Origin of the sequence: Saccharothrix lopnurensis, assembly GCF_042658445.1 — a bacterium.
Taxonomy (GTDB): domain Bacteria; phylum Actinomycetota; class Actinomycetes; order Mycobacteriales; family Pseudonocardiaceae; genus Actinosynnema; species Actinosynnema lopnurensis.
This window is the reverse complement of the sequence record NZ_JBHSQO010000042.1, coordinates 1-14793: the sequence shown is the minus strand read 5'-3', so window position 1 is coordinate 14793 and position 14793 is coordinate 1. Positions and strand designations below refer to the sequence as shown.

The following is a 14793-nucleotide window of genomic DNA, read 5'->3' as shown; positions in this document are numbered from 1 at the left end:
CCTGTGGGAGCAGCGCAGCGGCATGGCGGGACACCTGACCGAGGTGGACCTCGCCCGGATGGCCCGCTCCGGCATCCTCGCGCTGCCCGGCGCGGAGGGCCTGGCGCTGTTCGACGCCGCCCTGTCGCTGGACCAGCCGCTGCTGGTGCCGATGCGGCTCGACCTGGTCGCGTTGCGCTCGCGCGGCGACCAGCTGCCCGCGCTGTTCCGCGGCCTGGTGCGGCCCGCCCGCCGTGCGGCGGGCGCGGCGGCGGCGCCGTCCGACCAGTCCGCCCTCCAGCGCAGGCTGGCCGGCCTCGCCGAGGCCGACCGCGACCGCGTGCTGCTGGACCTGGTGCGCTCGCACGTGGCCGCGGTGCTGGGCCACGAGAGCGGCAACGAGGTCGAGCCCAGGCGCGCGTTCACCGAGCTGGGCTTCGACTCGCTGGCGGCGGTGGAGCTGCGCAACCGCCTCAACGCGGCGACGGGCCTGCGGCTGCCCGCGACGCTGGTGTTCGACTACCCGAACCCGGTCGCGCTGGTCACCCACATCGCGGGCACGCTGACCGGGTCCGCGCCCGCGCCGGCGACCACCGCGCCGGTGGTCAGGTCGGCCGACGACGACCCGATCGCGATCGTCGCCATGGCCTGCCGCTACCCGGGCGGTGTCGGCACCCCCGAGGAGCTGTGGCGGCTGGTGGCCGACGGCGTGGACGCCATCGGCGAGTTCCCGGCCGACCGCGGCTGGGACGTGGAGTCGATCTACGACCCGGAGCCGGGCAAGCCGGGCAAGACCTACACCCGCGAGGGCGGCTTCCTCTACGACGCGCTGGACTTCGACGCGGAGTTCTTCGGCATCAGCCCGCGCGAGGCGGTGGCCATGGACCCGCAGCAGCGCCTGCTGCTGGAGACCGCGTGGGAGGTCCTGGAGCGCGCGGGCATCGACCCGACCTCGCTCAAGGGCAGCCCGACCGGCATGTTCGCCGGCGTCATGTACCACGACTACGCCAGCCGGCTGAAGGAGGTCCCGGACGACCTGGCCGGGTACCTGGGCAACGGCAGCATCGCCAGCGTCCTGTCCGGCCGGGTGTCCTACGTGCTGGGCCTGGAGGGGCCCGCGATGTCGGTGGACACCGCGTGCTCCTCGTCGCTGGTGTCGATCCACCTGGCGGCGCAGGCGCTGCGCGGCGGTGAGTGCACGCTCGCCCTCGCCGGCGGTGTCACGGTGATGGCGCAGCCCGACACGTTCGTGGACTTCAGCCTCCAGCGCGGCCTGGCCGACAACGGGCGGTCGAAGTCGTTCTCCGCGGACGCCGACGGCACCGGCTGGGGCGAGGGCGTGGGCCTGCTGCTGCTGGAGCGGCTGTCCGACGCGCGCCGCAACGGCCACGAGGTGCTGGCGCTGCTGCGCGGCTCGGCGGTCAACCAGGACGGCGCGTCCAACGGCCTCACCGCGCCCAACGGCCCCTCGCAGCAGCGCGTCATCCGCGCGGCCCTGGCCAGCGCGGGCCTGGCCCCGGCCGAGGTCGACGCGGTGGAGGCGCACGGCACGGGCACCCCGCTGGGCGACCCGATCGAGGCCCAGGCCGTGCTGGCCACCTACGGCCAGGACCGGGAGACCCCGCTGCTGCTGGGCTCCATCAAGTCCAACATCGGCCACACGCAGGCCGCCGCGGGCGTCGCGGGCGTGATCAAGATGGTCATGGCGATGCGCGCGGGGCAGGTCCCGAAGACCCTGCACGTGGGCGAGCCGACCCCGCAGGTCGACTGGTCCGAGGGCGACGTCCGGCTGCCGGTCGACACGCTGCCGTGGCCGGAGACCGGCCGTCCGCGCCGGGCCGGGGTGTCGTCGTTCGGCATCAGCGGCACCAACGCGCACATCGTGCTGGAGCAGGCCCCTGCGGAGATCGGTGCCGGAAACGGTGCGGGAACCGGTGCGGAGACCGACGCGGGCGCGCCGGTGTGGCAGCCCGCGGTCGAGCCCTCGGCGGTGCCGTGGGTGCTGTCCGGTCGCACCCGCCAGGCGGTGCGCGACCAGGCGGCCCACCTCGCCGCGCACCTGGACCGCCACCCGGACGCGCGTCCGGTGGACGTGGCGCACTCGCTGGTCACCACGCGCGCCGCGCTGGAGCACCGCGTGGTCGTGGTCGGCGAGGACGCCGACCGGCTGCGCGCCGGCGTGGCGGCGTACGGCGCGGGCGAGTCCCCGGCCGGCGCGGTCGAGGGCGTCGTCCTGGGCGAGCCGCGCGTGGCGTTCGTGTTCCCCGGCCAGGGCTCGCAGTGGGCGGGCATGGCGGTGGAGCTGCTCGGGTCCTCGCCGGTCTTCGCGGAGCGCATGAACGAGTGCGCGATGGCGCTGGAGCCCTTCGTGGACTGGCGCCTGCTGGACGTGGTGCGGGGCGCGGAGGGCGCGCCGCCGCTGGAGCGCGTGGACGTGGTGCAGCCGGTGCTGTGGGCGGTCATGGTGTCGCTCGCGGAGGTCTGGCGGGCGGCGGGCGTGCGCCCGGACGCGGTCATCGGCCACTCCCAGGGCGAGATCGCCGCGGCCTGCGTCGCGGGCGCCCTGTCGCTGCGCGACGGCGCGGCGGTGGTGGCCCTGCGCAGCCTGGCCATCGCCGAGGACCTGGCGGGCAAGGGCGGCATGATGTCCGTCCTGCTGCCCGCCGACGACGTGCGCGGCAGGCTCCCCGAGGGCGTGTCCGTGGCCACGGTCAACGGCACGCGGTCCGTGGTGGTCTCCGGCGACCCGGGCGCCCTGGACGCCTTCGGCGCGGAGCTGTCCGCCGAGGGCGTGCGGGTCAAGCGGATCGCGGTGGACTACGCCTCGCACTCCGCGCACGTGGAGTCCATCCGCGAACGGCTGCTGGAGGTGCTGGCGGACCTCAGCCCGCGCACCCCGGAGATCCCGTTCTGCTCCACCGTCACCGGCGGGGTCGTCGACACCGCCGCGCTGGACGCCGGCTACTGGTACACCAACCTGCGCGAGACCGTCGACTTCGTCGGCGCCACGCGCACCCTGCTCGACACCGGGCACTCGGTGTTCGTCGAGTGCAGCCCGCACCCGGTGCTGACCATGGGCATCCAGGAGACCGCCGAGGAGGCCGGGCACGACGTGGCGGCCGTGGGCTCGCTGCGCCGCGACGACGGCGGCCTGCCGCGGGTGCTGCTGTCCCTGGGCGAGGCGTGGGCGCGCGGCGTGCCGGTGGACTGGGCGGGGATGCTCGCGCCCGCCGCGCCGCGCCGCGTGCCGCTGCCGACCTACGCGTTCCAGCGCCGCCGCTTCTGGCTCGACGCCACCGGCCCGGCCGGCGACGTGTCCTCGGCGGGGCTCGGCTCGGCCGACCACCCGCTGCTGGGCGCGGCCATCGCGGTGGCCGGTTCGGACGAGGTGCTGCTCACCGGCCGCCTCGCCCTGGACACCCACCCGTGGCTGGCCCACCACGCGCTGTCCGGCACGCCGCTGCTGCCCGGCACCGCGTTCGTGGAGCTGGCGGTGCGGGCCGGTGACCAGGTCGGCTGCGACCGGGTCGAGGAACTGACCCTGGAGTCGGCGCTGCTGCTGCCCGAGCGGGGCGGCGTCCGCGTGCAGGTGCGCGTCGAGGCGCCCGACGCCGCGGGCCGCCGGCCGCTGACCGTGCACTCCCGCCCGGAGGGCGCCGCGGCCGACGCGCCGTGGACCCGGCACGCCACCGGCTTCCTGGCCGAGGGCGGCGCCCGACCCGACTTCAGCCTGGCGGCGTGGCCGCCGGCGGGCGCGCGGCCGGTCGACCTGACCGGCGCGTACGAGGCGCTGGCCGGCCGCGGCTACGAGTACGGCCCGGCGTTCCGGGGCCTGCGCGCGGCCTGGCGGCTCGGCGACGACGTCTACGCCGACGTGGCGCTGCCCGAGGAACTGCGCCAGGACGCGACCGGCTTCGGCCTGCACCCCGCGCTGCTCGACGCCGCGCTGCACTCGGTGCTGGTGCTGGAGCAGGAGTCCGCGGGCGACCGGCCGCCGCAGCTGCCGTTCTCCTGGACCGGGGTCTCGCTGTTCGCCGCCGGCGCCGCCGCGCTGCGGGTCAGGCTGACCCCCGTCGGCGCGGGCGGCCTGGCCATCCGGGTCGCCGACCAGGCGGGCGCGCCCGTCGCGGCGGTGGAGGACCTGCTGTCCCGCGAGGTCGTGGTGGCCGCGCCGGGCGTGCCGGACGCGCTGTTCGCGCTCGACTGGACCGGTGTGACCGCCGAGCCGACCACGGGGCGCGTGGTGGTGCTGGGCAACGCGCTGGGCAAGTACGTGCCGAAGGTCGAGGGCCTGGGCGCGTTCACCGACGACGTGCCCGAGTGGGTCGTGCTGCCGGTGAAGTCCTCCGCCACCCCGCGCGCGGCGGTGGACGAGGTGCTGCCGGTGGTCCGGGAGTGGCTGGCCGACGACCGGTTCGCGGCCTCGCGCCTGGTGGTGCTGACCCGGGGCGGCGCGGCCGTCGGCGACGTGCCGGTGGACCCGGCGGTGGCCGCGGTCCACGGCCTGGTGCGCGCGGCGGGGTCGGAGAACCCCGACCGGTTCGTGCTGGTCGACACCGACTCCTGGCCGGTGTCGTGGGAGGAGCTGCTGACCGCGCTCGGCTCGGGTGAGCCCGAGGTGGCGGTGCGCGGCGAGGAGCTGTTCGCGCCGAGGCTCGTGCGGGCGACCGCCGGCGCGGAGGCGTTCACCTGGGACGCCGACGGCGCGGTGCTGGTCACGGGTGGTACGGGTGGTCTGGGTGCGTTGGTGGCGCGGCACCTGGTGGTGGAGCACGGGGTGCGTCACCTGGTGCTGACGAGCCGTCGTGGCCTGGACGCGCCCGGTGCGGCCGTGCTGCGCGAGGAGCTGTCCGGGCTGGGCGCGACCGTGGACGTGGTGGCGTGCGACGTGGCCGACCGCGACTCGCTCGCGGCCACCCTCGCGGGCATCGCGGACCTGACCGGGGTCGTCCACACCGCCGGTGTGCTCGATGACGGTCTGGTGTCGTCGATGACGGTGGAGCAGGTGGACGCGGTGTGGTGGCCGAAGGCCGATGGCGCGCGGTACCTGCACGAGTTGACGCGGGACCGCGACCTCAGGGCGTTCGTGCTGTTCTCCTCGGCGGCCGGGCTCGTGGACGGCGGTGGCCAGGGCAACTACGCGGCGGCCAACGTCTACGTCGACGCCCTGGTCCGGGTGCGGCGCGCGGAGGGCCTGCCGGGGACGTCCCTGGCGTGGGGCTTCTGGGCCGAGCGCAGCGGCATGACCGGCCACCTGTCCGATGTGGACATCGCGCGGATGGCGAGGTCCGGGGTCAAGGGCCTCACGAGCGCGGAGGGCCTGGCGCTGTTCGACGCCGCGCTGTCCGCCGGCGACCCGCTGCTGGTGCCCATGCACCTGGACGCGGGGGCGCTGCGCGAGCGCGGCGCGGTCCCGGCGCTGCTGCGCGGCCTGGTCCGGCAGCCGGCCCGCCGGGTGTCCGGCCCGGTCGAGGACGCGGGCGGGTCGGGCCTGGCCGGCGAGCTGGCCGCGCTCGCCGAGGCCGACCGCGACCGCGTGCTGCTGGACCTGGTGCGCTCGCACGTGGCCGCGGTGCTGGGCCACGACAGCGCCGAGGGCGTCGAGCCGCGGCGGGCCTTCCGCGACCTGGGCTTCGACTCGCTGGCCTCGGTGGAGCTGCGCAACCGGCTCAACGCGGCCACCGGCCTGCGCCTGCCCGCGACGCTGGTGTTCGACCACCCGAACCCGCTGGTGCTGGCCGAGCTGCTGAGGTCCGAGCTGCTGGGCGACGACGCGGCGGACACCCCGACCGCGGTCGCGGTCGGCGGTCCCGCCGTGGACGACCCGATCGCGATCGTCGCGATGAGCTGCCGCTTCCCCGGCGAGGTCAGCACGCCCGAGCAGCTGTGGCGGCTGCTGGCCGAGGGGGAGCACGCGATCACCGCGTTCCCCACCGACCGCGGCTGGGACCACGAGGCCCTGTTCGACCCGGAGCCGGGCAAGGTCGGCAAGACCTGCTCGCTGGAGGGCGGCTTCCTGCACGACGCCGCCGACTTCGACGCGGAGTTCTTCGGCATCAGCCCGCGCGAGGCGCAGGCGATGGACCCGCAGCAGCGGTTGCTGCTGGAGACCTCCTGGGAGGCGCTGGAGCGGGCGGGCATCGACCCGACCTCGCTGCGCGGCAGCCGCACGGGCGTGTTCGCGGGCATCATGTACAACGACTACGCGACCCGCCTGACCTCGGTGCCCGACGAGCTGGCCGGCTACATCGGCAACGGCTCGCTGGCCTCGGTGGCCACCGGTCGGGTGTCCTACGTGCTGGGCCTGGAGGGGCCCGCGATGTCGGTGGACACCGCGTGCTCCTCCTCCCTGGTGTCGATCCACCTGGCGGCGCAGGCGCTGCGGGCGGGGGAGTGCACGCTCGCCCTGGCCGGCGGCGTGAGCGTGATGGCCACGCCCGAGACGTTCCTGGACTTCAGCCTCCAGCGCGGTCTGGCGCTGGACGGCCGGGCCAAGTCCTTCTCGGCGGACGCGGACGGCACGGCGATGTCCGAGGGCGTGGGCATCCTGGTGCTGGAGCGGCTGTCCGACGCGCGCCGCAACGGTCGCCGGGTGCTGGCCGTGATCCGGGGCAGCGCGATCAACCAGGACGGCGCGTCCAACGGCCTGACCGCCCCCAACGGCCCCTCGCAGCAGCGGGTGATCCGCGCCGCGCTGTCGGCGGCGGGCCTGTCGCACACCGAGGTGGACGCGGTGGAGGCGCACGGCACGGGCACCCGCCTGGGTGACCCGATCGAGGCGCAGGCGCTGATGGTTACCTACGGCCAGGACCGGGACGAGCCGCTGTGGCTGGGCTCGATCAAGTCCAACATCGGCCACACGCAGGCCGCGGCCGGCGTGGCGGGCGTGATGAAGATGGTCATGGCGATGCGCGAGGGCGTGCTGCCGCGGACGCTGCACGTGGGCGAGCGCACCCCGCAGGTGGACTGGTCGGAGGGCGAGGTCGAGCTGCTGACCGAGGCCCGCGAGTGGCCGGAGACCGGCCGCCCGCGCCGGGCCGGCGTGTCGTCGTTCGGCATCAGCGGCACCAACGCGCACATCGTGCTGGAGCAGGCGCCGGCCGTCGAGGTCGTCGAGGCGCCCGCCGAGGCGTCGCCGCTGGTCCCGCTGGTGCTGTCGGCGCACAGCGAGTCCGCGCTGCGCGACCGGGCGGCGGGGCTGCGCGACGCGCTCGCCGGCTCCGCGAACCCCGCCGACGTGGTCTATTCCGCGGCCACCACCCGGGCGGCGCTGGAGCACCGCGCGGCCGTGGTGCCCGGGAGCCGGGAGGACGTGCTCGCGGCGCTGGAGGCGCTGGCGCGCGACGGCGACGGGCCCGGTGTGGTCCGGGGCCGGCGGGCCGGCGGCAAGCTCGCCCTGCTGTTCACCGGCCAGGGCTCGCAGCGCCTGGGCATGGGCCGCGAGCTGCGCGCGGCGTCGCCGGTGTTCGCGGCGGCGTTCGACGAGGTCTGCGCGCTGATGGACGCCGAGCTGGGCGTCCCCCTGGCCGACGTGGTCTTCGGCGAGGACGCGGAGCTGCTGGACCAGACCCGGTTCAGCCAGCCCGCGCTGTTCGCCTTCGAGGTCGCGCTGCACCGGCTCCTGGAGTCCTGGGGCGTCCGGCCCGACCTGGTCGCCGGGCACTCCATCGGCGAGCTGTCCGCCGCCCACGTGGCCGGCGTGTTCCCGCTGGCCGACGCCTGCCGGCTGGTCGCCGCCCGCGGCCGGCTCATGCAGTCGATGCGGGCCGACGGCGCGATGGTCTCGGTGATCGCCACCGAGGACCAGGTGCGCCAGTGGATCGCCGGCCGGGAGGACCGGGTGGACGTGGCCGCGGTCAACGGCCCGTCGTCGGTGGTGGTCTCCGGTGACGAGGCGGTGCTGGAGGAGCTGGTGTCCCGCTGGCGGGCGGAGGGCCGCAAGACCAGGCGGCTGCGCGTCTCGCACGCGTTCCACTCGCCGCACACCGAGGCGGTGCTCGACGAGTTCCGCGCGGTCGCCGCGACGGTGTCCTACGCCGAGCCGCGGCTGCCGGTGGTGTCCAACGTGACCGGCCGGGTCGCCGGGGCCGGCGAGCTGACCGACCCGGAGTACTGGGTGCGGCACGTGCGGGGCGCGGTGCGCTTCCACGACGGCGTGCGGGAGCTGGAGGCGCGGGGCGCCACCACGTTCCTGGAGGTCGGGCCGGACGCGGTGCTGACCGCGATGGGCCGGGACTGCCTGCTCGACCCGGGCGAGGCGCTGCTCGTGCCCACCCTGCGGGCCGACCGCCCGGAGGCCGGGGCGGTGGCCGCCGCGCTGGGCGCGCTGTTCGTCCGCGGCGCGTCCCCCGACTGGGAGGCGGTGTTCGCGGGCTCCGGCGCCCGCCGGGTCGACCTGCCCACCTACCCGTTCCAGCGCCGCCGCTTCTGGCTCGACGCGGCCGTGGGCTCGGGCGACGTCACGGGCCTGGGCCAGGTCGACGCCGGGCACCCGCTGCTGGGCGCGGTGGTCGGGCTGGCCGACGGCGACGGCGCGGTGCTCACCGGCCGGCTGTCGCTGCGCACCCACCCGTGGCTGGCCGACCACGCCATCGCCGGCGAGGTCATCCTGCCGGGCACGGCGTTCGTGGAGCTGGCCGTGCGGGCCGGCGACCAGGTCGGGTGCGACCGGGTCGAGGAGCTGACCCTGGAGGCGCCGCTCGCGCTGCCCGAGCGCGGCGGCGTGGTGCTCCAGGTCGTCGTCGGCGACGCCGACGACAGCGGTCGCCGCACGCTGACCGCGCACTCGCGGCCGGACCACCCGTCGACCGGGGCGGAGGGCGCGCCGTGGACCCGGCACGCCACCGGCGTGCTCGCGCCGGGCGCCCCGGCCGCCGCGCCCGACCTGGACGAGTGGCCCCCCGCGGGCGCCGTCGAGGTGGACCTGACGGGCCGCTACGAGGCCCTGGCCGACCAGGGCTACCGCTACGGCCCGGTGTTCCGGGGCCTGCGCGCGGCCTGGCGGCGCGGTGCGGACGAGGTGTTCGGAGAGGTGGTGCTGCCCGAGGAGGCGGTGGCCGAGGCCGGGCGGTTCGGCCTGCACCCGGCGCTGCTCGACGCGGCCCTGCACACCGCGGTCCTGGTGGACGAGGACGCGGGCGGCGTGAGCGTGCCGTTCGCGTGGCGGGACGTGGCGCTGCACGCGTCCGGCGCGTCCGTGCTGCGGGTGCGGCTGACCCGCAGCGGTCCCGACGACTACGCGTTCGCGCTGGCCGACGCGGTCGGCAGCCCGGTCGCCGCGGTCGGCTCGCTGACCGTGCGGCCGCTGCCGGCCGGGCGCTCCGCCGCGGCCGTGCGGCACGACGCGCTGTTCCAGCTCGACTGGACCCCGGTGCTCGGCGCGGCGGACACCCCGGCGCGCCTGGCGGTGATCGGCTCCGCGACCCGCTTCGCCGCCGAGGCCGCCTACCCGGACCTGGCCGCGCTGTCGGCCGCGCTCGGCCCGCAGGGGCCCGACGCGGTGCTGCTGCCCGTCGGGTCGCCGGCCGGCGACCCGGTGGACGCGGGGCGCGAGGTGCTCGACCGGGTGCTGTCGGCGGTGCGCCACTGGGCGCTCGACGAGCGGTTGAGCCGGACCCGGCTGGTGGTCGTCACGACCGGCGCGGTCGCGGTGGACGACGACGACACCCTGTCGGGGCTGGCGCACTCGCCGCTGTGGGGCCTGCTGCGCTCCGCGCAGGTGGAGCACCCGGGCCTGGTGACGATCGTGGACGTCGACGGCGCGCCGGCCTCCGACCTGGCGCTGGCCGCCGCGCTGACCGCGGGTGAACCGCAGCTGGCGGTGCGCCGGGGCCGCGCGTTCGTGCCCAGGCTGGTCCGGGCCTCCGCGACCGCGGGCGGGGCCGCGTTCACCGACCGGGGCACCGTCCTGGTGACCGGCGGCACGAGCGGCGTGGGCGCGGCGGTGGCCCGGCACCTGGTGACCGGCCACGGCGTGCGGCGGCTGCTGCTGACCAGCAGGCGCGGCCCGGCGGCGCCGGGCGTGCCGGAGCTGGTGGCCGAGCTGACCGGGCACGGCGCGCGGGTGGACGTGGCCGCGTGCGACGTGGCCGACCGGGAGGCGCTGGCGCGGCTGCTCGACGGGGTCGAGCTGTCCGCCGTGGTGCACGCGGCGGGCGCGGTCGACGACGCGCTGCTGGTCAACCTGACCCGCGAGCAGGTGGACACGGCGTGGCGGCCCAAGGCGGCCGCGGCGTGGCACCTGCACGAGCTGACCCGCGACGCCGACCTGACCGCGTTCGTGCTGTTCTCCTCGCTGGCCTCGGTCACCGGGGGCGCGGGGCAGGCGGCCTACGCCGCGGCCAACGGCTTCCTCGACGCCCTGGCCCGGCACCGCCGGTCGCTCGGGCTGCCGGGCACCGCGCTGGCCTGGGGCCTGTGGACCGGCGTGGACAGCGCGATGACCGGCACCCTGGACGAGCGCGACCTCAGGCGCATGGCCGACTCCGGGGTGGTGGCGCTGAGCCCGGCGGACGGGCTGGCGCTGTTCGACGCGGCCGTGGTGGCGGACCGGGCGGACCTCGTGCCCGCGCGGCTGGACCTGACCGCGGTGCGGTCGTCGGGCGAGGTCGTGCCGCCGGTGTTCCGCGCCCTGGTGCGGGGCGCCACCCGGCGGGCCGCCCAGGTGGGCGTGGCGCAGTCGACCACGTCGCTGGCCGACCGGCTGGCGGCGCTGCCGTCGGCCGAACGGCGCAGGCACCTGCTCGACGTGGTGCGCGGGCTGGTCGCCCAGGTGCTCGGCCACGACGGGCCGCACGCGGTGGACCCGGACCGGGGTTTCCTGGAGCTGGGCTTCGACTCGCTCGCGGCGGTCGAGCTGCGCAACCGGGTCGGTGAATCCACCGGGGTGCGGTTGTCGGCGACGCTGGTTTACGACCACCCGACCCCCGCGGCGGTCGCCGATCTCCTTTACTCGGAGTTGATCGGGGAGGAAGAAAGCTCACCCTCCGTAGAAGCGGAACTGGCCAGGCTTGAATCGCTGGTGGAATCCGCGTCGCCCGACGAGGAGGAGCGCGCCCGGGTCGAGTCGAGGCTCCGCGCCCTGCTGGCCCGCTGGTCGGGCTCCGCCGAGCCCGGGTCCGAGGCGTCCGAGCCGGCCGCCGGGTTGGACTCCGTGACCGCTGACGAGCTGTTCGACCTGCTCGACGAGGAGTTGGAGTCCTCGGACTGACCGAGTTCCGCCCGAAACCCGCGCCGCCCCGGAAAACCGAAGTTGACGGTTGACCGGGGCGGCGTCGTCGTCCCGGGGTATCCCCGCCCCTCCGTGGCGCTCTTGTTGCCAGGAAGTGTCAGGAAGGGAACGTATCGGGCCAAAAAGCGCCCGGTCCGTCCGCACGGCCCAGTATCTACTGGCCGGTTAAATGCCCGCTCGGGCAAACGTGATGAACTTTCATTTTTTGCGCCTATTTGTGGTACACATTCGTCTTGTACGTTTGTATACCTGGGGTTAGGGTCCCATCCAGTCACCATTTGACTGCACAGCGTTGTGTCAGTAGGGACGCGCAACAGCTGAACTGGGGGAGTCAACTTTGAGTCTCGTCGAACGCGAGCACCTGCTCGATCAATTAGACGCAATATTCACCGCCGGCGCGGAGGGCAACGGCCACGTGGTGCACGTGGGCGGACCCGGCGCGAGCGGGAAGACGGCGCTCGTGCGCGCCTTCGGGGAGCGCGTCTCGGGCGGCGGGGCGCTCCTGCTGACGGCGACCTGCTCGCGGGCGGAGCGCGGGGTCAGCGGCGGCGTGCTGGCGCAGTTCGCCGCGGGCCTGCCCGCGGAGACCACCGAGCTGCTGGGGCGGCTGCTCGACGCCGAGCGCCTGGGCTGCGGCCCGGAGCACCAGGCGGGCCAGGACGTGCTGGGCCGGACCGCGTCGGACCAGGTGGCCCCGGGGCAGGCCACCTACGGCCAGGGGGCCCAGGTCCAGACCGCGCGGCGGCAGCCGCACGCCATCCGAGAGGCGTGCGAGGTGCTGTTCGACGTGGCCAGGACGCGGCCCGTGGTGCTCGTGGCGGACGACGTCGAGTACGCCGACGCCTGCACGCTGCAAGCCCTGCTCTACCTCCAGCGCCGGCTCAGCGGCACGCGGATCATGCTCGTGCTCACCGAGTCCGACCACTCCCGGCACGTCAACGCCCTGTTCCGGGCGGAGCTGACCCGGGTGCCGTGGTTCACCCCGGTGCGCGTGGCGCCGCTGTCGCCGCGGGGCGTGGCGCGAATCCTCGCGGAGGAGCTGGACCAGCGCACCGCCACCGCGCTGGCGCCCGCCTACCACGCCATGACCGGCGGCAACCCGCTGCTCGTCAAGGCCCTGGTGCAGGACCACCGCACGGCCGTCCTCACCGAGGAGGACCACCCGGACGGGGTCACCACCGGCGAGGCGTTCGGCCAGGCCGTGCTGGCCTGCCTGCACCGCTGGGAGCCCGGGATGCTCGACGTGGTCCGCGCGGTGGCCGTGCTGGGCGAGAACGCCACGCCCGAGCTGCTCGGCCGCCTGCTGGGCCGCAAGACCACCTCGGTGGTCGAGGTCCTGACCGCGCTCAACCACACCGGACTGCTCGACGACGGCCGGTTCCGCCACCCGGCCGTGCGGGCGGCGGTGCTCGGCGACGTGGGTGCCGACGGCCTCGCGGCCTCGCACCAGCGCGCGGCGAGCCTGCTCTACGCCGAGGGCCTGCCCAGCGCGGACATCGCCGCGCACCTGGCCGCCGCGGGCGCGGCGACCGCGCCGTGGGCGGTGGGCGTGCTGCGCGACGCGGCCGACACCGCGCTGGCCGAGCACCGGCCGGAGCGGGCGGTGGAGTTCCTCAAGCTGGCCCGCGCCACCTGCGCCGAGGACGACGCGACCGGCCGCGCCGCGCTCGCCGCCGCGCTGGCCACCGTGCAGTGGCGGACCACCCCGTCGGTGGTCTCCCGGCACCTGCCGGAGCTGCGGGACGCCTCCGAGCGCGGGCTGCTCGGCGTGCGCGAGACCAGGGCCCTGCTGCGCTACCAGCTGTGGTTCGGCCGGACCACCGAGGCCAGGGACACCCTGCGGCGGCTGGAGGAGGCCGCCGCGGAGAGCCCCCACTCGCCGACCGCCACCGAGCACCGGGCGCTGCGGGACTGGGTGCGCTGGCTGCACCCGGCCGTGGCCGCCGCCGTGCCCAGCGGCACCGGCGACCGGCGACCGGCGCTCGCCCGCGACCACCAGGAGGACCTGGTCGCCGCGGCGGAACGCCTGCTGCGCAACTGCTGGGCGCCCGACAGCGCCCCCGAGGCCGCCGCGTACGCGCTGTTCACGCTGGCGGTCTGCGGCGAGGTGGGCCGTGCCAAGCACTGGTGCGACACGCTGCGCGCGGACGTCGGCACCGGGGCCGCCACGTGGAAGGCGGTGCTGGCCGACGTGCGGGCGCACCTCGCGCTGCTGGAGGGAGACCTGGTCACCGCCGAGCGCCAGGCCCGCCTCGCGCTCACCGCGCTGTCCTCGCACAACTGGGGCCCGGCCATCGCCTCGCCGCTCGCGGCGCTGGTGCTGGCCACCTCGGCGGCGGGCAAGCACGACGAGGCCGAGGCGCAGCTCAAGCGCAGCATCCCGGTGGCCGCGCAGAACACCTGGCACTGGGCCGTGTACCTGCGGGCTCGCGGTCAGGCGCACCTGGCCGCCGGCCGGCCGCACGCCGCGCTGGCGGACTTCGAGGCGTGCGGCGAGGTGGCCGTGCACTGGGACCTCGACCTGCCCGCGCTGCTGCCGTGGCGCTCGGACCTGGCGCAGGCGTACCTGCGGCTGAACCGGATCGACCGCGCCGGCGAGCTGGTGCTGGCGCAGCTGGAGCGGCCGACGGCGGACGTCCCGAGGGTGCGCGGCGTGTCGCTGCGGGTGCTGTCCTCGTCCATCGAGCTCAAGCAGCGGCTGCCGATGCTGCGCGAGGCGGCGGCGCTGTTCCAGGGTTGCGGCGACCAGGTGGAGCTGTCCGTCGCGCTGGCCCTGCTCAGCAGCACCCACCACGCGCTGGGCGAGTTCGGCGCGGCCAAGGTGGTGGCCAAGCGGGCGCTGCGGATGGCCGAGGGGTGCCAGGCCGAGGCGCTGTGCCGCCAGTTCCTGCCGCGCGGCCTGGTCCTGGACGAGGCCGACGGCGAGGAGGAGGCGGGGGCCGAGGTCGAGAGCGGGGGCACCGCGCACGAGCCCGACGACCTGGCCACGTTGAGCACCGCCGAGCGGCGGGTGGCGGCGCTGGCCGCGCTGGGGCACACGAACCGGGAGATCAGCCGCAAGCTCTACATCACGGTGAGCACGGTGGAGCAGCACCTGACCAGGGTCTACCGGAAGCTGAAGGTGCGGCGGCGCACGGACCTGCCGACCGGGCTGCCGATGGGGGCGCTGGACATGTGGGCGGCGGAGGCGCCGTCGGTCACGGGGCCGCAGGCGGCACCGGGGCACCCGGCCGGGCACGCCTCGGGGCACACGCCGGCGCAGCGCACGGCGCGGGACCCGCGCCAGGGCGCCCGTTCCCCCTCGGGGGGAGGCGTCCGGCGCTGACCGGTTCCGCACCACACCGAGCCGCACCGAGCTCCGGACACGGGTCCGGGGGTCGGTGCGGCTCGGCGTGTGGGGGTGCGGTGGGTGGCGAGCCGGTGGGCCCGCGGCCGCCGGCCCGGCGGGGTCGGGACCTGGCCGGGGCGCGGCCTTTCAGCCCGCTGGGCTGCTGGGCCGCCGGGTTGCTGGGCCGCCGAGCTGTCTGGCCGCCGGGCCGGCTGGGTGGCGGGGCCGGTGGGTGCCGGCCCCCCCCGCCCGCGCG

2 protein-coding genes are annotated in these 14793 nt (G+C 76.4%); both read left to right on the top strand.

All coding sequences use genetic code 11. From position 1 onward, the window contains the following. Positions 1-22: 22 nt before the first annotated feature. On the top strand, positions 23-11188 hold the full coding sequence (locus ACFP3R_RS37900) for an SDR family NAD(P)-dependent oxidoreductase (RefSeq protein WP_465270002.1): 11166 nt from the start codon (positions 23-25) through the stop codon (positions 11186-11188). Between the two features lie 358 nt (positions 11189-11546). Beyond that, entirely contained in the window at positions 11547-14534 is a 2988-nt protein-coding gene (locus ACFP3R_RS29160) for a helix-turn-helix transcriptional regulator (RefSeq protein ID WP_380640497.1), read from the top strand. Positions 14535-14793 lie beyond the last annotated feature (259 nt).

Bases quoted from the DNA above. Each gene is read 5' to 3' on its own strand.
- ACFP3R_RS37900 (WP_465270002.1), top strand. From the start codon at position 23: ATGGCGGGACACCTGACCGAGGTGGACCTCGCCCGGATGGCCCGCTCC.